Genomic DNA, 20534 nt, shown 5'->3' on the forward strand with positions numbered 1-20534 from the left:
TTACTGCTGCCGGGTGTGCGGGGATCGCGGTTGCTTGACCGGAGACCACCTCACTATCGATGTCCTGCGGTACCCGGGCTCAGACTTCCGCCCGGGCGATCCTGATGGCGCTCGGCTCCTCCGTTCTTCCCTCGGTGATCAACTACTGGTGAAACGGATACTGCGTACTGCTGGTACTGCCGATACTGCGTCCTACTGGTACTGCGTACTACGGATACTGCTCCACTGCGTACTGCTGGTGATGCGAACTGCTGCGTGGCCTGTGACAGCGCCACTCTTCGGCAGCCAGCCCCGTCGCCCATCGTGCGTCTGCTCTGGCTTAGAACCCCACTGCCGAACTTCCCGGTGCGCGCGCCCGCAGCCGACGCCTTCACCGAGGTGCTGCTCACTACTTCACTGCTGGTACTGCCTGCACTGCTGGGTACTGCGAACTGCGGTACTGCTGTCGGCCGCCCCTGATCACTGCGGGCCGCCCGGTCCGGTCGTCAGTCCCGTCGCCGTCCTGCACACGCCTGGCTTCGACACTCCACCACCGCACCGTCCTGCGCACTGCAACTGCCGGTACTACAACTGCGGGTGACTACAACTGCTGGTACTGCGAGTACTGCTGATACCACTGCCCGGCAGTTCGTCCCTGCCGGGCCCTGCTGTCTCTCTGGGCTACGAGAGAAACCATAACCAGATCGCCGCGCAATGTCTACTCCAGCCGAGACAGATTTTCAGGTGTCCGACGGCGAGGTAATCGAACTCGGGGCGCCGGCAGAGGGCTCCACGGGGGCCTCGTCCGCCGGTGCGGCGTTCGCCCGCCGCTGTCCCCGCTCCTACCGAACGTGCGGTCGCCACGGCTGGCGATTGGAGATTTCGCAGGTCAGAGGGGTATTCGAGCTCCGATGCGCACACCGTATGCGCAGGTGTACAGTGTGCGCATCGGGGTGCCGTCGAGCGGAGTGATGCGGTACGAGGCCACCCGGCCGCCACGGGGGTGAGGCCGGGTGGTTTCGTACCGCTTCACTCCCCCGGCCCCGAGGAGCCCGGCTGTACCCTCGACGCGAACACCGTACGCATCCGCCGAAGGGCATCCATGGCAGCGAGGGCGAAGGCCACACCCATTCCTTCCGTGTGGGCGCGCCCCAAGCCGACGCCGCACCAGCCCGCTCTGAGCCGGGCGTTGATCGTCCGGGAGGCGATCGCGATGCTCGACGCGGAGGGCATCGAGGCGCTGAGCATGCGCAAGCTCGGGGCCCGGCTGAATGCCGGCGCGACCTCCCTCTACCGGCATGTCGCGCTCAAGGACGAGTTGATGGAGCTGGCGGTGGACGAGGTTCTGGGGGAGATCGTCCGCCCGCCGGCCGACGGCGGGGACTGGCGGGCGGCCGTCAGGCAGTACGCCGACTCCTTCCGGGCGACGGCCGTGCGTCATCCGTGGATGTGCGCGGTACTGGGCCAGGCGGGCCTGGCCTATCTGGGGCCCAACCTGGCGGCCCTCTCCGAGCGGCTGGACGCCGTGTTCACCGCTGCCGGCTTCCCCGAGCCGCGCGGTGCGATCGACGTCGTGTACTCCTACGCCACCGGCATGGTCACCTCCGAGACGGCGTGGCTGACCACGGTGGCCCGCTCCGGGCAGGGTGAGGGCGAGTTCCTCGCCCGTCTCCTGTCCGCCCCGGAGCGGGCGGGCGACGAAGACCTCGCCGGCGCGGCCCCTGCGGATCCCGCCCGTATCCGCGACGAGAGGTTCGCCGACGGCCTTGAGGTGGTCCTCGACGGCCTGGCGCTCCGGTTGGCCCGCTGACCGCGCTTCGTTGCCGAAAGGCGGCGGCCTACCCGAGCCGGGGGTGTGCGGTGAGCGGGCCGAGGCGGCGGTGTTCGAGGGCGGCCGCGAGCGTGTAGGCGCCGCCGCCCGCGAGGGCGAGGACCCAGTAGAGGCCGGGGGTGTCGAGCGAGAGCGCCGCGGTGGAGGTCAGGGCGAGCCAGACACCGAGGGTGTAGTGCAGCACGTTGCGGCGTACGGCGCCTTCGGCGAGGTAGAGCAGGCCGACGACGAGTCCGGAACCGGCGGGCCACAGGACGGACTGCAGTTGCGGCGCGTCGAGGACGGAGGTCAGGCCGGTGATGGCGAGGAAGAGGGCGGTGAAGGCGGCGATCCAGGCCGCGCCGAGCATTCTGCCGGAGAGGATGTCCGGTGCGGGGGCCCCGCGTTGGGCCCGCAGGGCGGCGCGGGTGGCCAGGACGACGCCGGCGGCGAGTCCGGCTCCGAGGAGCGTCATGGGCAGCCAACCGGGCAGGTCGAGCAGGGGGTCGGCGCCCTGGGAGGCCGCGGTGGCGCCGTGGCCGAGCACGTAGGCGAGTCCGAAGCCGAGGTAGGCCGCGCGGTTGTCGACCTCGTCCGGGCGGCGGGCCGGCCGGGTGGGGGCGACGGGCGGCGGGGCGGTTGCGGGGCGGGACATGGTGGGGACCTCCGGAGTGGCTGTCTGGTCGGGTGCGGGTCGGACAAGGACGGTGCGGCCCGGGGTGTCGCGTACCGGGCGGCGGCGGCCGGGCCGGGGTGGGGGCGTGGTGGACCAGGACCTGCGGAGCAGCCCGTTCGAGGTCGCCGGTCGCCGGTCGCCGGTGAGCGGGTGGCTTCGTGGTCTCAGTGGGGCTGCTCGGCGCGGGAGGTGAGGCAGTCGAGCCAGCTCCGCAGGGAGGTCCTCAGGGCGAGGGTGAGTTCGTCGACCGCGGCGTCGACGGGGTCTCCGCTCCAGGACTCCTCGGTGTGGACGACGACGCCGGCCTCGGTCTCTTCGAAGGTCCAGGCGTGGATGCCGACGATGCCCTGGACGGTCCCGCCCCAGACGATGCGTCGTCCGAGGACGACTTCGTGGAGGGTGGAGGTGATGTCCAGCCCGTGGGTGAGCCAGGTGAAGGTGGTACCGGCCGCCACCGGGCCGTCGAGCCGGGCCCGGTCGATGCCGGTGTTCCAGGACGGCCAGTTGTCGATGTCGGTGTGCAGCTCCCAGACGGTGGCGAGGGGGGCGTTGATCTGCGTGGTCAGGCTGACGACGACGGGGGCGGTGGTGTCGATGGCGTGCATGCGGTGTCCTTGTCGGTTCTGGGAACGGCCGGATGGCGGTCCGGCGGTTCGGTGGTCGGGTCGGGTCGGGGTGGGGTCGGGGGGTGGGGTGGGGTCGGGGTGGGGTCGGGTCGGGGGTCAGGTGGCGGCTGCGCGGTCGTTCGGCCGCGGCTGCGGGGGCGGGGGCGGTGTCGTGGCCGCGCGGGGTGGGAGGGGGGCGCGGGAGCGGCGGGTGGGGCGGATGAGGGGCGGGGCGAGGAGGGCGGTGGCCGCCAGGATCGCGGCGCTGACCGCGAAGGCGGTCCGGTAGCCCGCGGTGAGGGCCTCCGGAGGGGGCTGGTGGGCGGAGGCGCGGGCGGTGACGGATCCGGCGAGGGTGGCGAGGGTGGCGAGGCCGATCGCACCGCCGACCTGGCGGGTGGTGTTCACCAGTCCCCCGGCCAGTCCCGCGTCCCGCGGCGGGACGGTGTCGACGGCGAGCGCGGTGAGTCGGACGAAGGCGACGCCGAGGCCGAGGCCGACCAGGACACTCGGACCGAGGGCGTCGAGGAGGTAGCTCCCGTCCGCGCTCATCCGGGACAGCCACAGCAGGCCCGCGGCCTCGGTGAGCAGGCCCGCGGTCAAGGTGGCGGTGGCACCGATCCGGCCGGCGAGGCGGGGTGCGAGGAGCGCGCCGAGCATGTTGGCGGCGGCGAGGGGGAGTTGGCCCGCCCCGGTGGCCAGCGGGCTCATACCGAGGACCTGTTGCTGGTAGAGCGGCAGGAAGAAGAACAACGCGATCCACACGGACCCCAGCAGTGCCATCAGCAGGTTGCCCGCGGCCACGCGGCCGGTGGCGAGCAGCCGGGGCGGGATCAGGGCGTCCGGTCGGCGACGCTCGATCAGAGCGAAGACGGCGAGCAGCGTGACGGCGCCGAGGAGGGCGCCGAGGACCCGGGCGTCCGTCCAGCCGGTGCCGCGTGCGCTGGTCAGGGCCCAGACCAGGCAGGTCAGGGCGAGGGTGACGGTCGCGGTGCCCAGCAGGTCGAACCGCCCGGGGACGCGGCCGGGACCCTGCGGTACGAGTGTCGCCACGGCGGTGAGGACCAGCGCCGTTCCGAGCGCGACGGCGTGGAAGATCCAGGGCCAGCCCCACGCCTGGGTGAGCACACCGCCCAGCAGGACGCCGCCGGCGCCGCCCGCGCCGGAGACCGCGCCCCATACCCCCAGGGCTTTGCCGCGCCCGGGGCCGGGCGGGAAGAGGTCCATCGTCAGGGCGAGCGCGGCGGGGGCGACGGCGGCGGCGCCCAGGCCCTGGACGGCGCGGGCGGCGATCAGCGCGCCCGGGGACGCGGCCAGCCCGGCCGTCAGTGAGGCCCCGGCGAACACCGCGAGGCCGGCGATCAGCACCCGGCGGCGCCCGAGCAGGTCGCCGGCCCGGCCCCCGGCGAGGAGCAGTGCCCCGAACGCCAGGCCGTAGGCGTTGACCACCCATGTGGTGCCGGCGTCCGAGAGGCCGACCCCGGCGCGGATCTGCGGCAGCGCCACGTTCACGATCGAGGTGGCCAGCATCACGGTGAACTGCGCCGCGGCCAGCGCCGCGAGCGCGGCCCCCCGGCGGGGTGGGGCGGGCGGTTCGCCCTTCGTGCGTCCAAGGTTCATGGCGCACAGCCTCGTAGGGGTCGGTGTCCACATTCCATGCCCGGCCGGGGCGGGGACTGTCCATTGCTGTCCGCGCCTGTCCACCCGGAGCCGGGGCGGCCCGTCCCGGCCGTGGGGTCGGACGGTCCGGCCGAAGTGGGCGGCGAGGCGGTGGGGGCGGGTGCGTCGTCGGTTGCGGGCGCGGACGGGCCGAACATGCCGCTCTCGGCGCGGATCGCGTGGGGGTGGTTCCCGTACCAACCCTGCCAGGGTGGTCCGGGCGGCGTCGGGGTCTCCGGTGCGGTCCTGGCCGGTGGCGGTGGCCAGGTCCCAGCCGTGCAGGACGGTCTCCAGCAGGTGCGGTGCGGGTGCGGGTGCGCGATCCGGGGGCCCGTGCCGCGGCCGGGCGGCGGCGCCCTTCGCGCAGAGGGCGCCGGGCTGCTGGTCGCCCGTGGTGTGGTTCGGGGCCTTGCCCGAAGGCCCCCGCGAGCGGGGTCCGCCGCGGCCGCCGCCCCCCTTCTGTCCACCGGGTCCGTGCGGCGGCATGCGGACCGGCCCGTACGGGAGTTGCTGCGGGTGCGATGTCGGCGAGCGCCGGGTTCCTGTTGTTCGGCTTCGCTCCGAGCCGGTTTCGGCACCGTTTTGGGGGTGCGTGGCGGCTCGGCCCGCTCAGGGCCGCAGGCCGGCGCGCCTGAGGGCGGCTCGGGACAGGTCGGCGATGACCTGTGGGTCCCCGCGGCGCCAGGCGTCGGCGAGACCGCCCGGCGGGGCCGGGAGGGCGGCGAGGTCGCCCAGCGGGCCGGTGAGGGCGCGCAGGGCGAGCAGATCGGCGCCTCCGGGGGCGTCGAGGAGGCGTCGCATGGTGGTGCTGCTCCGGATCCAGCGCAGGCGCGGGGGGAGCCACAGCAGCAGTACGAAGGCCACGGGGAGGACGATCAGGGCCACCGCGGTCAGGGTGGCGACCTGGCTGACGAGGTGCTGGAGCGACTGTCCGGCGTCGGCGAACCCCGTACTGGCGTCGGCCGCGGACTGGAGCGGCTTCTTCAGGACGTCGCCGACGAGCGGCACGTCCGAGGCCGCGTCGCCGGCCTTGCCGAGTTCGGCGGCGAGGCTGTCGCCCGAGCTCTCGACCTTCCGCCCCGGCTCGGCCAGCCGCATGATCGCTTCGTGGACGGCGAGGGCGAACCTCACCGCGGCGGCGACCAGGACCACGGCGATCAGGTCCGCGAGTAGCTGGCGGTTCCGACGTGCTGGGGTCTGGGCGTAGAGGCGCATCGGCGGGCTCCCGTTCGGGTCGTGGCGTCGAGAGGACCGGCCCACGGCGGACGAGGCCCGGCCGGCCGGTCGGTCGACCGTACGTCGGACTCGACTCTTCCACCGGTCCGGATGGACAAACGTCCGTGACGCGACGCGTGTTCGGCGCACCGCGGTGCCGTGCCCGCGATGGCGGGGAGTCAGAGGGCCCTGGCGGGGCCGGGGTACGGGCTCGGTACGGGGTCCGGGGGCCCGGTGGTGGGCACGCGCCCGGGTCGGGCCCGCCGACTGAGCGCAGGGCGGGGTGCGGGTGCGGGGTGCGGGTGCGGTCCGGCCGGCCGGACCCGCGTGTCGGGTTCACCGCCCGCGCCCAGGGCGGGGTGTGGGGTGCGCGGCGGTCCGGCCGCCTGTCCCGCGGGTCGGGCCCACCGGCTGAGGCACCGGGCGGGGTGCGGGTACGGTCCTGCGGCTCGGGCCCACCGGCTGAGGCGCAGGGGCCGGGTGCCGGGGCCGGGCCCGCGGGTGGGGCGCGCCGGGTGAGGCGCCGGGCGGGGTGCGGGTACGGTCCCGCGGGTCGGGCCCACCGGCTGAGGCGCAGAGCGGGGTGCGGGTACGGTCCCGCCCGCGCGCAGAGCGGGGTACGGGTACGGTCCCGCCCGCGCGCAGGGGCCGGGTGCCGGGCCGGGCCCGCGGATGGGGCCCGGCGGGTGAGGCTCCGGGCGGGTGTCGTGGCCGGCCCATCCGTCGCGCGGCACGCGCCCCCTCGCGGATGTCGCCTTCCGCTGGGCGGCGGTGCGGTCCGGCGGGTCCTGGCCGTTGCCGTCGTCCGGGTGCTCGGACCGCTGGGCGAGGCACGGGCGCAGCCCGCCCCGGGCCCGGTGCGGCGCACCGTATTCCTCGACCCGCTCGCCGGCGGGCGGGTGGCCGCGTGCGCGCGCTCCTTTTCCGGTGGCGGGATCGCTCCGGGCGTCGGTCACGGCTGGGGGAAGGCGCGGTGGCGTCGCTGGGGGCGGTCGTCTGTGCCAGGCCCCGGCCCCTCCCGGTTTCCGGCCCTGCAAGGTGTGGGCGTAGGGCTTCTTCACGACGGGGTGGTGGTCGTCGTGGGCCGACGGCAGCGGCATCGGGGCCGGCAGGTGGCCGGTTGGCCGGGGTCGTGACGGGGGTGCCGGTCCGGTGGCGCCGGACCACTCCTCGGTGGGGGCGACCGCGCGGGAGGGGGTGGGCGGCGGCGACGGTTTCGGGCACGTCGTCGGACCGGCGGCCGGGCGGGTGCCCCGCCGGTCGGGCATGTGCTCAAGCGGCGACGGCGCAACGGTCGGGGTCCACGGCCGCGCACAGTGTGGGCCGCGAGACCTCGGCGCGGCGCCCAGCGTGCGCTCGGAGGGGATCGTGTCCCCCGGGCCCGGACGCGCGAGACCTCAACGCGGCGCCCAGCGTGCGCTCGGAGGGGATCGTGTCCCCCGGGCCCGGACGCGCGAGACCTCAACGCGGCGCCCAGCGTGCGGTCGGAGGGGATCGTGTCCCCCGGGCCCGGACGCGCGAGACCTCAGCGCGGCGCACAGCGTGCGCTCGGAGGGGGTCCGCGTCCCCCGGGCCGCCGGACGTCGAGTGGAGGCGGGCGGGGACGCGCACGCGGGTAGTGCCGAGGTCGGCTTCGTGTCCGCTCGGACGGGGGTCGGACGCAGGCCGTATTCCGCTCCCCCGGCCGGCTGCCGGCACGCCGTACTCCGGGGGGATGAGGGGCCCCGGCCAGCCCGGGGGGGGTGGGACTGGCCGGGGCGGCCCCGGCGGGCCGGGGGGAGGCCGGCCGGGGCGTACGGGGTGAGGGCGGGAAGAGCGGTCGCCTCGCGGCGGAGGGCACTGCGGGGCTTCAGCCGAACGATCTTCCCCACAGGCGGATGGTCGGGCCCGGGGGCATCGTCCCTTCCCGCGCTCACACCAGTTGAACGATCAATGACTTGCGGTTGTTCCCGAGCGGACCCTCCGATTCTTCACGCGCAGTACCCGGCCCCCCTCCGGCACCGCCTCGACCGCCGCCCCGACGCCGCCTCGTCGTAGCGTTCACTCACAGTCCATTGCAACAGAAGCGCATCTGTCGTTGCGTTAGACGGCAGGGCCGTTGCAACAAAATTGCCACTTTGAACTGCATCGATGAAATTTTGGCGCAACGAAGTTGTTGCGTGACCTCTGAATGCAACGTAGCGTTTCCATTACAAGAAACCACCAGGTGCAGGAGAGATCACCATGCAGACGTTCGACACCCCCGCGCCCGTCTCCGTCGTCCTCGACATCCCCGCCGGACGCATCCGGTTCATCGCCGCCGACCGGGCCGACACCACCGTCGAGGTCCTGCCCGCCGACGCCGCGAAGGGCCGGGACGTGAAGGCCGCCGAGCAGACCGCGGTCGAGTACGACGGCGCGGTCCTGCGGATCCGGACCGCCGCCGCCAAGAAGCAGCTCCTGGGTCACAGCGGATCCGTCGAGGTCACCGTCCAGCTGCCGGCCGGCTCCCGCGTGGAGGCCAAGGCCGCCAGTGCCGAGTTCCGCGGCGTCGGACGACTCGGCGAGGTCGCCCTCGAAGGCGCCCAGGGCACGATCAAGCTCGACGAAACCGCCGCCGCCCACCTCACCCTCCTCGACGGCGACATCACCGTCGGCCGCCTCACCGGCCCCGCCGACATCAGCACCCAGAACGGCGACCTCCACATCACCGAGGCCCGGCGCGGCGTCGTCACCCTGCGCACCGCGTACGGCCACATCACCATCGGCGCCGCCCGCACGACCTCCGCCGCCCTCGACGCCGGCACCACCCACGGCCGGATCAGCAACTCCCTCACCAACACCACCGGCACCCCCGACCTCACCATCCACGCCACCACCGCCCACGGCGACATCACCGCCCGCAGCCTGTGAGGGAGCCGATCACCGGCCCGAGATCACCGGCCCGAGATCACCGGCGCGGCCGCCCCGGCCCGGGTCCGGCCCGGTCCGGGGCGCTCCGACCGCTCGGCGGGCGGGGGTGCGACAGTGGGGGGCATGTGTGGTCGATACGCATCCTCCCGGGCCCCGGAGGACCTCGCCGCGATCTTCGACGCCCGCCACGATCGCGGCCGAGCGCTCGGGCCGTCGTGGAACGTGGCGCCCACCGACGAGGTGTGGGCGGTCCTGGAGCGCGCCTCCCGGGACACCGGGGAGGTGGAGCGGCGGCTGCGCCCGGTGCGGTGGGGACTGGTGCCGTCCTGGGCCAAGGACCCGTCGGTGGGATCGCGGATGATCAACGCGCGGGTGGAGAGCGTCCACGAGAAGCCGGCCTACAAGCGCGCTCTGGCCAAACGCCGGTGCCTGCTGCCGGCGGACGGCTTCTACGAGTGGGTCGCCGTCCCGGCCACCGCATCGGCCAAGGCCTACAAGCAGCCGTACTTCATCCGCCCCGAGAGCGGATCGGTGATGGCGATGGCCGGGCTGTACGAGTTCTGGCGCGACCCCGCCGTCTGCGACCCGGACGACCCGGCGGCCTGGCTCACCACGGCCACGATCATCACCACCGAGGCCACCGACGCCGCCGGCCGGATCCACCCCCGGATGCCCCTGGCCCTGGACCCGGACGACTACGGGGCCTGGCTCGACCCCGCCCACCAGCACACCGGCGACCTGCGCGCCCTCCTGCACACCCCGGCCGAGGGACGCCTCGCCGTGTCGGCGGTGTCCACCGCGGTCAACAACGTCCGCAACAACGACCCCCGCCTCCTCGACCCGGCCGAGTAGACCCCGCCGGCCGGACCCCGCCGCTCCGTCCCGGCATCGTGCCCGGTGGCGCCGCGTCCGGGCCCTCGTGCCGTGGGCCGGGAGGGTGTGCACCCGGTCGGGCCGAGGGGGACGGCCGGCTGCGGCGAACGGCCCAGCGCCGGGGCACCCGGGGGGCCGTGAGGGGGTGGGGTGTCTGACGTCGCTGTCACCCGGATCGGTTCGCGCGGCTTGTGCAGGCGTCATGTCCCGTCGAAGCCGCTGGCCGGCGGTCGCCTGCGCGAGTACGGTCGCCGTCGGTCTGCTCGTCACCGGGGGCGCCCTGTCCCCGCCGCCGCGCCCGGGTTCCAGGGGCGGCGCCGGGAGCGAGGTCGCGGTGGGTGCCTACCTCCACTACGGCTCGCCGGGTGTCGACAGGATGGGGGAGCTGTCGCGGTGGCTGGGCGGTACCGAGTTGCGCGCCGGGCACACCTACCTGCCCGGTGACACCTGGTCGAACATCGAGGGGGCGCCCGACCCCTGCGCAGTTGGGCACGGTGGCGCAAGGCGGGGGCCGATCGGCTGTTCGTCCTGAACGTGCCCATGCAGGAGCGCAACGAGGCCGGCGTCCCCGACGGGCGGGTCGCGGAGCTGATCCGCTCCGGCGCGCGGGGTGCCTACGACCACCACTTCCGGCGGCTGTCCGCGCGTCTGGTCGGCCTGGGGGTGCCGGACACGGTGATCGCGCTCGGGTGGGAGATGAACGGCTTCAACTACACCCACCGCTGCCGGCCCGACCCCGAGAACTGGAAGAGGTACTGGCGGCGCACCGTGGCCGCCATGCGCTCGGTGAAGGGGCAGCGGTTGCGTTTCGACTTCGCGCCCAACCGCGGTGGGGACGCGATCGCTTGGACCCGGTGCTACCCCGGTGACGACGTGGTCGACGGGCTCCAGAGGCAGGTCGATTTCGCGAAGGCGCACGGCAAGCGGATCTCGTACCCGGAATGGGGGCTGTTCCGCCACGGGGACAATCCCGAGTACATGCGGCGCATGCTGGAGTGGATCGCCGCGCACAAGCCGCTCTACCACAGCATCACCGACTACTGCCCGCACGGTGTGTGGCAGTGCGGGCAGAACCCGCGCTCCGCGCAGGTGTTCAGGCAGGTGCTGTCCTCCGGGGGCAGGCGCAGGGGGTGAGGCGTCCCCCGTGCTGCGGCCGGGCGCGCGTGACCCCGGCGTGGGCGTGCCCGGGCGACTACCGCTGCGCGACCGGGCGGGCGGGGCCGCGCCCCGGGGCGGCGGTGCGGGTCATTGCGGTGCGGCGGGGGCGGGGGTGTTCCAGGCGGTCCTCAGCCCTTCCAGCCAGGCGGGTGGCAGTTCGGCGGCGTCCCATTCCTCGCGCAGGTGCAGGGGCGCGGTGTCGAGCCGTTCCAGTACGGCGATGCTGGTGGTGGAGTGGACGAGGGAGTAGCGGCCGTGCACGGTGATGCCGCTGCCCGGTCCGAAGGCCGCGAAGAGGCGCTCCAGGCGGGCCCGGTGGGTGGTGGCGAACTCGTTCAGCCGCCCGGCGTACGCGGCTCGCTGCCGGGGTTGCATCGTGGTGAGGACGGCGGCCAGCACCTCCTCGGTGACCTCCGGGTCCAGCTCGGAGACCGTGGTGAACGACAGGTACAGGGGGGTGAGCGCCACCTCGGTCAGCTCCACCTCCATGCGCCCGGCCCGGGGGCGGTGCCCGGACGGGTCCTGCGGGCCGTCCGCGCCCACGGCCCGGAGCAGGGTCCGCTCGGCGACGGCGGCGAGTCCTTCCAGGAGGTCCTCGGCTCCGTCGAGCCGGCCCGACTCGTACGCCTCGTCCTTGTGGCCCGGCGTGCCGGGCCGTGCGGAGCTCAGCTCCTTGTGGGCGAGGGCCAGGGCGCCGGCCTCGATGAGTCCGATCAGTTCCCGGGCGTCGCCGGAAGGTACTCCCGCCCGGGCGAGGAGGCGCAGGAGCGTCGTCCTTGCGTTGTCGACGCTGACCTCGTCCGGCCAGTGCCGTCCCTCGTCGGCCGTGCTCATCGTGTCCTCCTCGTCACGCGGGTGTGCGGTGTGCACGTGCAGTCAATCCCTTGCGACGGGTCCAACGCCCGGCGGCCCGGCTGTGCTCCCCCGGCCGGGGGCGGGTTCTGCGCGGCCGGTCGGGGGGATCGGCCGGTGGCGTGGGTGAACGGGCCGGGCTCGGGCGGGGGCTGCGGGGCCGTCAGGGGGTCGGCGGCTTCCAGTCCGGATCGCGGCCGCCGAGCCCGACGGTGCGGTCCAGCAGCGGGGCGTCGTCCGGTACGGGCACGACGGGGCCGAAGATCTCCGCGCGGTCCTCGTCCTCGACGGCCGCCAGCAGGAACGTGTGCGAGGCGCGCAGCGCGGCCGGGTCGGGTGCGTACTCCTGGCCGGTGGCCCGGGCCAGGTCCCAGCCGTGCAGTACCAGTTCGTCGACGGCCACCGCGCCCGCGATGTCGCCGGGCAGGTCCACGCCGCCCGCGCGGGTCATGCCGGTCCAGGCGGCCGGATCCTGCCAGGCCTGGGCCAGCTCGCCCAGGACGCGGGGCAGTTCCTGGCGCCAGTGGTCGGGCGGGGTGGGGGCGGCCGGGTCGGGGGCCGTGTCCGTCGTGGGGCCCAGGTCCTTGCGGGCGGCGTCGCGGAAGGCGGTCGCGAGGCCGGTGAGGTGGCCGAGCAGGTCGCCGACGGTGTAGGCGGGGCAGGGCGTCGGGTCGGCGAGGCGGGCCGGCGGGACGGCGGCCGCCAGTCGGGCCACGATCCGGGCCTGGGGCCCGAGGTCGACAGTGCTCGTATCGGTCATGTTCGGCTCCTCCGCACGGACGGGTCTGCAGGGTAGACCGGCGCCGGGGCCCGAACTCGTCGCCGCACGGGCGCGGTCGCGCATCCGCGGGCCGGGCGGCCGGCGGGCGGGGCGGGCGGGCGGGGCGAAGGGCGGGCGGGCACCGCACGAGGTGCCGCCCGCCGGTCCGCGGGCGCCGTGCCCTTCTGAGGGCCTGCGGCCGCACCCGGTCCGAGGCGTACGGGCGGGCAAGGGTGGGCAGGCGCGGCGCCTGGCTCACGCCGCTCCAAAGAGGCCGAGGAGGACGTCGAGGAGGACGTCATGGTGACCGCTCGCGAGATCATGACCGAGGACGCCACCTGTATCGGCGCGCAGGAGAGCGTTCTGGAAGCAGTGAAGAAGATGGCTTCGCTCTAGGTCGGCGCGCGCTGCCGATCTGCGGCGAGGGCAACAAGCTCAAGGGGATGCTCACCGACCGCGAGATGGTGGTGAAGGTCCTTGCGGCGGGCAAGGACCCCTCCCAGGTCAAGGCCGGGGACCTGGCCCAGGGGGAAGCGGTCACCATCGGGGCCGACGACGAGGCCGGGGAGATCCTGGGGACCATGAGCGAGCACGAGGTCCGCCGCCTGCCGGTCATCGACGGCCACACCCTCGTCGGGATCGTGGCCCAGGCCGACGTCGCCCGCTCCCTGCCGGACCCGCAGGTGGGCGACCTCCTCGAAGCCCTTTCCGTCTGACCGGACTCCACCCTTCCTCCCCCCGGGGGGAGGTCAGGCGTGCGTGTACTGGAGGGCTTCGTTGACCGCGGCGTGCGCGCAGGGCTGCGCCATCAGCACGCAGAGCGTGTAGAGGGCGTCGTCCACGGCGCGGCGTGCGGCCGGATCGGCGGGAGCCGCGCCCAGGCGCAGCCGGGCGTCGAAGAACCGGGCGAGTGCCTGCTCGGCGTCGGCGCGGGTGGGCATCAGGTACGGGCCGTTCCCGCGCGGTGCGGTGTCCGTGCGGCGGGCGGCCCGCACGGCGTGGTGCAGGGCCTGCTCGATATCGGCGGGTACGGGTGCGCCCTGGGAGCCGGCGGCCATCGCCACGGCCACCTCGGTCACCGGTCGGGCGGCCTGTGCGGCCGCGGCGGACAGGACCTGTTCGGCCAGGTGGGCGGGGGCCGGCACCGTCGCCATCAGCGTGCCCACCGCCCAGGACGTGGCCGACTCGGGCGCCGGTACGGGCACTGCCGTCGCCGTCGTCGCCGTCGTCGTCGCCGTCTGCGGGGTCCGGATCTTCTCCGTCCGCGGGGAGAGGAGGACGTCGACGCTCATGGAGAACACTTCCCTTCGAAGGACGCGGCCCCTCGGCACGCTCCGGTGCACCGCCTGCCCCCGGGATCCGGTGTGATGCGCGGGATCCGGTGTGATGCGCGCCGATGCCGATCTCGTAGCGATCTCGTAGCGGGTGGGCGGCGGATGGGCGGGCGGCGCGGGAGGGGGTGTCAGGTGACGGTGATCCTCCGGGCGTACGGCTCGCCGTGTCGGACGGCCAGGGGCTGTTCGCGCGGCTCGGCGGGCGAGAACCCGAGCGGCGCGTGGCCGGCGGCGCGGCAGCGGCAGGACGTCGGCGCGCGGGTCGGGTGCGCGGATGTCCGGCGGGGCGTGCAGTGGGTAGGGGTGGGGGTGTGAACGAGCGAGAGTTGACGCAACCGGATGACGAGGACCTGCTGGCGGGGCTGAGTGTGGACGACCACCGTCCGGAGCAGCCGGTGCTGCTGGACTCGGCCGGCGCCCCTATCCGGACGTGGCAGGAGAACTATCCGTACGACCGGAAGGTGAGCCGGAAGGAGTACGAGCGGAGCAAGCGGATCCTGCAGATCGAGCTGTTGAAGCTCCAGCGGTGGGTGAAGGACACCGGATCGCGGCTGGTGGTGATCTGCGAGGGCCGGGACGCCGCGGGCAAGGGCGGCACGATCCAGCGGTTCACCGAGCGGCTCAATCCGCGCGGGGCCCGGATCGTGGCCCTCGACAAGCCGACCGAGCGGGAGGCGGGGCAGTGGTACTTCCAGCGCTACGTCGCCCATCTGCCGACCGCCGGTGAGATCGTCTTCTTCGACCGCTCCTGGTACAACCGCGCCGGGGTGGAGCGGGTCATGGGTTTTTGCCCCAAGGAGGACTACGAGCTGTTCCTGCGCCAGTGCCCCGCTTTCGAGGCCATGCTGGTCGCCGACGGGATCCTGCTGGTGAAGTTCTGGTTCTCCGTCTCGCGCGCCGAGCAGCGCACCCGCTTCGCGATCCGCCGGGTCGACCCGGTGCGGCAGTGGAAGCTGTCGCCGATGGACCTGGCCTCCCTGGACCTGTGGGACGCGTACACCACCGCGAAGGTCGACATGTTCCGGGCCACCGACACCGAGCACGCGCCCTGGACAGTGGTCAAGAGCAACGACAAGCGGCGGGCGCGTCTGGAGGCCATCCGCAGCCTTCTGAAGCGCATCGACTACGACCGCAAGGACGAGGAAGCGGTCGGGCGGCCCGACCCGCTGATCGTCGGTGCGGCCGACACCCTGCTGGAGAGCGGGGAGGGCGAGGCCGCCCTCTCCCCCACCCCGCTGGCGGGCCATCCGCTGGGCCCCGGCCGTCATCCGCGGCACGCGCCGGCGACCCGCGGGGACGGCGCGCACCGTACGGGCGGTACGGACGGTACGGGCGGTACGGACGGTACGGGCGGCACGGACGGTACGGGCGGGCCGGACGGCGCGGACCGTACGGGCGGTACGGGCGCGGGCGGGCCGGACGGCGCGGACCGTACGGGCGGTACGGGCGCGGGCGGGCCGGACGGGGTGGGCCGGTAGGGGCGGGGAGGGCGGTCCGGTGGAGCATTGAGCGGAGGTCGGGCGGGTAGGACACCCTCATGGACATGCCCGCGAGCGGGGGCGCGAACCTGCGGGAGCGGCTCGGGTCGGCGCTGTTCAGCCGGGTGGCCGGACCGTCGGGCCCCGCCAACCGCGCCCGGATCCACGACACGCCCGGGCCCCGCTGGTTCGGTCCCGAGCGGCCCATCCGCAGGGTGCACGGCGACGCGTCGATGTTCGTCGGGGGGCTGAGCGCGCTCCTGCTCCAGTCCCTGCACCCGCTCGCCATGGCCGCCGTCGCGGCGCACTCCGGCTTCCGCGGCGACCCGTGGGGCAGGCTCCAGCGCACCAGTACCTTCCTGGCCGTCACCACGTACGGCACCGCGCGGGACGCGCAGGACGCCGTCGACCGGGTCCGGGCGGTCCACGAACGGATACGGGGCACCACCGCGGAGGGCGAGTCCTACCGGGCGTCCGACCCCCATCTGCTGGGGTGGGTGCACGCGGCGGAGGTCGACAGTTTCCTGCGGGCGCACCAGCGCTTCGGCGCGTACCCCTTGGACGCGGCGGGCTGCGACGCCTATGTCGCGGACACGGCCCGGGTGGCGGCGGCTCTGGGCGTGGTGGACCCGCCGCGCGACCGGGCGGCGCTGACGGAGTTGCTGGCGGCGTACCGGCCGGAGCTGCGGGCCACGCCCGAGGCTCTGGACGCGGCCCGTTTCATCCTGCGCCGGCCGCCGCTGCCCGGGCCCGTCCGGGTCCCGTACGCGCTGCTCGCGGCGAACGCGGTCGCGCTGCTCCCGCCGTGGGCGTGCGCCCTGCTCGGCCTGCGTGCGGCGACGGGCCGCGGGGAGGCCTGCGTACGCCTGTCCGGGCAGGCCCTGACGCGGACGATCCGGTGGGCGATGGCCGCGCCGTCCCGGCCGCCGCGCTGAGCCGTGTCCTTGGGGGCCGCGGGGCGGGTCAGGCGGCGGGTTGCAGGCGCAGTTGCGCCTGGCCGAAGAGGAGGGCGTAGTCGCCGGGGAGCTGCTGGAGGATGCGGGCGAGGAGGTCGGGGCCGGCGAGGGCGGCGACGGGGGCGAGGACGGCGCCGGTGTCCCAGCGGGTGGTGGCCGGGGTGGCGCCGGTGCGGGCGGCGAGGTCCTTGACGAACCCCCATCCGGTGAGCTGTTCGGTGGTGGTGGCGGGGGGCGATGCGGTCAGGGCGAGGGCCGCTTCGACGGGCAGGCAGCGGGCGAGGTCGGCGCGTTCGTCCGCGGTCAGCTGCCGGCCGAGGGCGTCCAGCACGGCGCGGACGGCGTCCTCGGCGCGTTCGCGGGTGGGGTAGGCGCCCTCGTAGCGGACGCGTTCGAGCATCTGGTCGTACGTCATGGCCGTGAGGGACCGTTCCGGTCGGGTCTGGTGGTACATGACGGTGCGTCGGCCTTTCTGTGCGGGGCTCGGGCGCGTGGGCCCGCGGGGGTGGTCAGGTGGGTGGCGGGTGGCCGAAGAGGAGGTCGTAGCCGGGAGGGAGTTGGAGGAGGACCTCGCGGGTGAGGTCGTCGCCCGCGGCCGCGGCGGCGGTGGACAGGACCGCGCCGATGTCCCCGAGGGCGGTGCTCTCGGTGGCCCCCTCGATCCAGGCGGCCGTCGCGCGGACGAAACGCTCGGGTGTGAGGGGCTCTTCGGCGCGCAGGGGGTTGAGCAGGATCAGGGCGTACGCCTCGGGGAGGCGGGCCGCGAGCCGGGCCCGTACCGTGCCGACGAGGTGGGCGCCCAGCAGGGCCAGGACGACGCGGGTCACGCGCTCGGCGTCCTCGCGCGTCTCGTACCGACCGCGTTCCTGGACGTGGTCCAGGAACGGTTCCCGGCGCATCGGCATCACGTCACCTCCGGGCGGGAGGGAGGGGGAAGGGAGGGAGGGGTGGCGGAGGGCGGGTGCCGGAGGGGGTCGGGTCCGTCCTCCGCCGCGCGGGGCGCGGGGCGGTCAGCCGGAGATCTGCTTGCGGCGGTCGGCGCCGCCGACGCTGACCTTCCGGGGCTTGGCCCGTTCGGCGATCGGGATGCGCAGGGTCAGCACACCCGCGTCGTAGTCGGCCTGGATGCGCTCGGTGTCGAGGGTGTCGGCCAGCATGATCTGGCGGGAGAAGACACCGAGGGGCCGCTCGGAGAGCTCCATCTGCACGGTGTCGTTCTTCGCGGCCGGGCGGCGCTCGGCCTTCACGGTGAGCATGTTCCGCTCGACGTCGATGTCGATCGCCTCGGCGCTCACGCCCGGGACGTCGAAGGCGATCACGTACTCGTCGCCCTCGCGGTAGGCGTCCATCGGCATGACGGACGGCTTCGACCAGGTCCCCGACGTACCCGACAGCTGCTGGACGATCCGGTCCATCTCGCGGAACGGGTCGGTGCGCATCAGCATCGCGAAATCACCTCCGGTTGGTTCAGGCAGAAACTGCCCATGCGCTTCAACGTGCTTCCGTTGTAGCATGTCGTCTAAACGATGACAAGCAGAGTGTCACCCTTTTGATGACATGCTGGATGTCGTCCGATACATGACGATGGGAGGTGGTGACCGTGGCCGCGTCCGAGCAGCCGCCCTCGCCCGCCGCCGGTACGGCGCAGCCGCCGTCCTTCCTCGCCGCGGCCGCGGCGTTGGAGGCCGTGCGCGCGAGCTTGGAGGAGGCGGCACGGGTCCCGCGTGTCCCCGCCCCGCCGCCGGGCGCGGGGTCGGGCGGGGAGCCGGGGCCGCAGGCCGCGCTGGCGGCCCTGCTGTGCCTGCGGCAGGTCCGGGAACAGCTCGCGGGCTGGGAGAGCGGGTTGATCGAGACCGCCCGGGACGCGGGGGCGAGCTGGGCCGATCTCGCGGCGCCGCTGGGGGTGGCCAGCCGGCAGGCCGCCGAGCGCCGCTATCTGCGTCTGCGCCCCGGAGCGGCCGGGAGCACCGGCGAGCAGCGCGTGCGGGCCACGCGCGACACGCGGGCCGCCGATCGCACGGTGACCGCCTGGGCCCGCGACAATGCCGCCGACCTTCGTCGATTGGCGGGCCGGGTCACCGCGCTCACGGGTCTGCCCACCGGCGCCGAGGGCGCCATGAGCGATCTGAACCTGGCCCTCGCCGACAACGACGCCGCGCGCCTCGTGGGGCCCCTGACCGACACCCGGCCGCATCTGCGGCCCCAGGACGGGGAGTTGGCCGACCGCATCGATGCCATGACCCGGCACACCGACCGGCTGCGCCGGGACAGCCGCGACCAGCGCGGCACCTGATCCGCCCGGTCCACGGCTTCGGGGCGCGGCCTACCGGCCGGCCGGCCGCCCCCTGCCGGGACCGGGGGTCCGGCAGGGGGCGGGCGGGGTCAGACGTCGGCGCGCCAGGAGCCCGTCGCCGTGCCGCGGTCCTCGATGAAGTGCTTGAACCGCTTCAGGTCGCCCTTGACCTGGCGGTCGATGAAGCCGAACTTGTCCCCGATGCTCTCCGCCATGCCCTCCGGGTCGAAGTCCATCATCAGTGTGACCTCGGTGTGGGCCGGGTCGATCGGCCGGAAGGTGACCAGGCCCGACTGCTCGGTCTCGCCGCCCACGGTCACCCAGGCGACCTTCTGGTCGGGGACCTGCTCGGTGATCTCCGCGTCGAACTCCCGCTTCACACCGGCGATCTTCGTCACCCAGTGGGTGAGGGTGTCCGTGCGCTGCTCGATGCGCTCCACGCTGTCCATGAACTGCGGGAACGACTCGAACTGCGTCCACTGGTTGTAGGCCGTCGTCAACGGCACGTCGACCTCGATCGATTCCTTCACCTGCGACATCAGGGAAACCCTTCCACGACTTCGGTGTTCCGCCGGCGGCGGCCGGCGGCTGTCCGGGCATGCCTGCCCGGTCGGTGCGTGCGCCGCGCGCGCCGGGGCCAAGACCACCCTCCCGGGACCGGCCGCTCGGCGGTGTCGAGGCGTCGCCGGGCGTTCGGGCGGCGGTAGCGGTGTTCGGCGGCGTGGGCGGCGGTGGCGGTGTTCGGCGGCGGTGGCGGTGCTGGGGTGGGCGGGTTACCTCTGGTTCAGGGGCAGGGCGATGTCGAAGACCTGCCGGTCGGCGGGGAAGGCCCCGGCGTCGTCGGCCGCGCCGGTGAGGGGGTCGATCTCGTAGAAGCGGCGGGAGCCGCCGGTGGAGAGGGCGGCGAAGCCCCGGTTGCCGCCCTTCCTGGGCGAGAAGTAGATGTCCAGGCCCGCGTCGGGGCCCGCGTCGACACCGAGGTTGCCGGTGGGGGCGAGGGTGCCGGAGTTGGCCGGGGACTGCAGCACCACGCGGTCGCCGGTGGTGTCGATGTCGAACAGGCTGGTGGCGGTCGCCGGATCGAGGTCGTTGTTGGTGTACGCGGCGCCGGTCACACCGAGCGCGGCGGTGGTGGCCGGGGGTGTGGTGAGGGGGGCGTCGGCGACGGTCCCGCCGGTGGGGGTGTTCACGTCGTGGCGCAGGTTCTGCCCGGTGTCGCTGATGATCCGCAGCCGGTCGGCGGCGGGGTTGAAGTCGACGCCGAAAAAGGTGCCCTGCAAGGCGATGCCGAGTTGGGAGACCTTCGTGGCGGCGGCGTCGGCGGTGTCGAGGGTGTACACGCCGCCGGCGTTGCCCAGGCCGTAGAGGAGGCCGTTCTGGACGCGGTAGTCGATCCCGACCAGTGCGGTGTCCCCCACCAGTCCGGTGACGGTCCCCACCGAGGACACCCGGTCGGGGTCATGGGTGCGGAACCACACCAGGCGCTGGTCTTCGGTCAGGCCGGCCACTTTCAGACCGCTGCGGGAGGGGTCGTGCCGGTCGTTGTCCGCGGCCACCGCCGGTCCGGTCGCGGACAGGGTGGCTGCGAGTGCCATGACGAGGACTGCCTTGCGCATGGGGTCTCTCCACTGGGTCGGCCGCCCGAGAGTCGGGCGTCACCCGGCAGACGCAACCAGTCGCGGCGCCGCTGTGCCCGTCGGGCACGGCCAGATGGCGGCCGGGGGCGGGGAGCGCAGGGGCCGGGGGCCGGGGCGGAGGGGGCCGGGCGGCGCGCAGGGGGCGGGGCCGGGCGCGCAAGGGGGAGCGCAGGGGCCGGGGCCGGGCGCGCAGGGGCCGTATACGCCGAGACGCTCGGCCGGGGAGCCCGGCCGAGCGTCTTGGGTGTGCGTCTGTGTCCGCTGGTGGCTTAGTACCAGTGGTTGTTCTGCCAGAAGTTCCAGGCGCCGACGGGGCTGCCGTAGCGGTCGTTCATGTAGTCCAGGCCCCACTTGATC

The 20534-nt window shown here is 74.3% G+C and carries 18 protein-coding genes and 3 pseudogenes; 8 read left to right on the forward strand and 13 right to left on the reverse strand.

From position 1 onward, the window contains the following. Nucleotides 1-1081: 1081 nt before the first annotated feature. The gene (locus ACWFQ8_RS30785) at nt 1082-1789 is read left to right on the forward strand and encodes a TetR/AcrR family transcriptional regulator (protein ID WP_453789576.1); all 708 of its coding nucleotides are present in this window, start codon (nt 1082-1084) and stop codon (nt 1787-1789) included. A 28-nt stretch (nt 1790-1817) separates the two neighbouring features. On the opposite strand, the gene ACWFQ8_RS30790 is transcribed toward ACWFQ8_RS30785, so the two are convergent. The 4 genes from ACWFQ8_RS30790 to ACWFQ8_RS30805 all read right to left on the reverse strand — a co-directional run bounded on the left by ACWFQ8_RS30790 (nt 1818) and on the right by ACWFQ8_RS30805 (nt 5944). Continuing rightward, a complete protein-coding gene (locus ACWFQ8_RS30790; protein WP_453789577.1) occupies nt 1818-2444 on the reverse strand; it encodes an ABC transporter permease in 627 nt (208 codons plus the stop codon). A 185-nt stretch (nt 2445-2629) separates the two neighbouring features. Beyond that, nucleotides 2630-3070 (reverse strand): SRPBCC family protein, encoded by a 441-nt coding sequence (locus ACWFQ8_RS30795; RefSeq protein WP_453789578.1) that lies wholly within the window; start codon nt 3068-3070, stop codon nt 2630-2632. Nucleotides 3071-3187: 117 nt separating this feature from the next. Continuing rightward, the gene (locus ACWFQ8_RS30800; RefSeq protein ID WP_453789579.1) at nt 3188-4690 is read right to left on the reverse strand and encodes an MFS transporter; all 1503 of its coding nucleotides are present in this window, start codon (nt 4688-4690) and stop codon (nt 3188-3190) included. Nucleotides 4691-5338: 648 nt separating this feature from the next. Then, nucleotides 5339-5944 carry a hypothetical protein gene (locus ACWFQ8_RS30805; RefSeq protein WP_453789580.1) on the reverse strand — a complete coding sequence of 202 codons (606 nt, stop codon included), beginning with the start codon at nt 5942-5944 and terminating at the stop codon, nt 5339-5341. Nucleotides 5945-8167: 2223 nt separating this feature from the next. On the opposite strand from ACWFQ8_RS30805, the gene ACWFQ8_RS30810 reads away from it, so the two are divergent. The 3 genes and pseudogenes from ACWFQ8_RS30810 to ACWFQ8_RS30820 all read left to right on the forward strand — a co-directional run. After that, nucleotides 8168-8836 (forward strand): DUF4097 family beta strand repeat-containing protein, encoded by a 669-nt coding sequence (locus ACWFQ8_RS30810; RefSeq protein WP_453789581.1) that lies wholly within the window; start codon nt 8168-8170, stop codon nt 8834-8836. 123 nt (nt 8837-8959) lie between these two features. Next, complete coding sequence (locus tag ACWFQ8_RS30815; protein WP_453789582.1) at nt 8960-9688, forward strand: SOS response-associated peptidase; 729 nt, start codon at nt 8960-8962, stop codon at nt 9686-9688. A gap of 223 nt (nt 9689-9911) precedes the next feature. Next, a pseudogene (locus ACWFQ8_RS30820) lies at nt 9912-10819 on the forward strand (glycoside hydrolase family 26 protein); the annotation flags it as partial. A 135-nt stretch (nt 10820-10954) separates the two neighbouring features. Here the strand turns inward: ACWFQ8_RS30820 and ACWFQ8_RS30825 are convergent. Both ACWFQ8_RS30825 and ACWFQ8_RS30830 read right to left on the reverse strand, forming a co-directional pair. Next, nucleotides 10955-11701: a hypothetical protein gene (locus ACWFQ8_RS30825; protein ID WP_453789583.1), complete on the reverse strand. Its 747-nt coding sequence runs from the start codon at nt 11699-11701 to the stop codon at nt 10955-10957. A 181-nt stretch (nt 11702-11882) separates the two neighbouring features. Continuing rightward, nucleotides 11883-12479 carry a TIGR03086 family metal-binding protein gene (locus ACWFQ8_RS30830; protein ID WP_453789584.1) on the reverse strand — a complete coding sequence of 199 codons (597 nt, stop codon included), beginning with the start codon at nt 12477-12479 and terminating at the stop codon, nt 11883-11885. Nucleotides 12480-12779: 300 nt separating this feature from the next. On the opposite strand from ACWFQ8_RS30830, the pseudogene ACWFQ8_RS30835 reads away from it, so the two are divergent. Continuing rightward, nucleotides 12780-13195, forward strand: a pseudogene (locus ACWFQ8_RS30835) (CBS domain-containing protein). Nucleotides 13196-13228: 33 nt separating this feature from the next. Here ACWFQ8_RS30835 and ACWFQ8_RS30840 read toward each other — a convergent pair. Beyond that, entirely contained in the window at nt 13229-13771 is a 543-nt protein-coding gene (locus ACWFQ8_RS30840) for a DUF5133 domain-containing protein (RefSeq protein ID WP_453789585.1), read from the reverse strand. A gap of 368 nt (nt 13772-14139) precedes the next feature. On the opposite strand from ACWFQ8_RS30840, the pseudogene ppk2 reads away from it, so the two are divergent. Then, nucleotides 14140-15084, forward strand: a pseudogene (gene ppk2, locus ACWFQ8_RS30845) (polyphosphate kinase 2); the annotation flags it as partial. Between the two features lie 266 nt (nt 15085-15350). Then, nucleotides 15351-16226, forward strand: a complete 876-nt coding sequence (locus tag ACWFQ8_RS30850; protein WP_453789586.1) for an oxygenase MpaB family protein — start codon at nt 15351-15353, stop codon at nt 16224-16226. Between the two features lie 28 nt (nt 16227-16254). Here the strand turns inward: ACWFQ8_RS30850 and ACWFQ8_RS30855 are convergent, their stop codons facing one another. The 3 genes from ACWFQ8_RS30855 to ACWFQ8_RS30865 form a co-directional block, all read right to left on the reverse strand. Then, a complete protein-coding gene (locus ACWFQ8_RS30855) occupies nt 16255-16701 on the reverse strand; it encodes a DUF2267 domain-containing protein (RefSeq protein ID WP_453789587.1) in 447 nt (148 codons plus the stop codon). 55 nt (nt 16702-16756) lie between these two features. Next, nucleotides 16757-17152, reverse strand: coding sequence for a DUF2267 domain-containing protein (locus ACWFQ8_RS30860; protein ID WP_453789588.1), 396 nt, complete (start codon nt 17150-17152; stop codon nt 16757-16759). A 105-nt stretch (nt 17153-17257) separates the two neighbouring features. Continuing rightward, entirely contained in the window at nt 17258-17692 is a 435-nt protein-coding gene (locus tag ACWFQ8_RS30865) for an Hsp20/alpha crystallin family protein (RefSeq protein ID WP_453789589.1), read from the reverse strand. A gap of 155 nt (nt 17693-17847) precedes the next feature. On the opposite strand from ACWFQ8_RS30865, the gene ACWFQ8_RS30870 reads away from it, so the two are divergent. After that, complete coding sequence (locus ACWFQ8_RS30870) at nt 17848-18540, forward strand: HSP18 transcriptional regulator (protein ID WP_453789590.1); 693 nt, start codon at nt 17848-17850, stop codon at nt 18538-18540. Between the two features lie 89 nt (nt 18541-18629). Here the strand turns inward: ACWFQ8_RS30870 and ACWFQ8_RS30875 are convergent, their stop codons facing one another. The 3 genes from ACWFQ8_RS30875 to ACWFQ8_RS30885 all read right to left on the reverse strand — a co-directional run. Further along, entirely contained in the window at nt 18630-19079 is a 450-nt protein-coding gene (locus ACWFQ8_RS30875; RefSeq protein WP_453789591.1) for an SRPBCC family protein, read from the reverse strand. A gap of 234 nt (nt 19080-19313) precedes the next feature. Continuing rightward, nucleotides 19314-20156, reverse strand: a complete 843-nt coding sequence (locus ACWFQ8_RS30880) for a DUF4394 domain-containing protein (protein WP_453789592.1) — start codon at nt 20154-20156, stop codon at nt 19314-19316. A gap of 290 nt (nt 20157-20446) precedes the next feature. Next, on the reverse strand, nt 20447-20534 hold an 88-nt coding region (locus tag ACWFQ8_RS30885; RefSeq protein WP_453788018.1), incomplete at its 5' end, for an aggregation-promoting factor C-terminal-like domain-containing protein.

It is taken from the genome of Streptomyces sp. NPDC055254 (genome assembly GCF_053606025.1).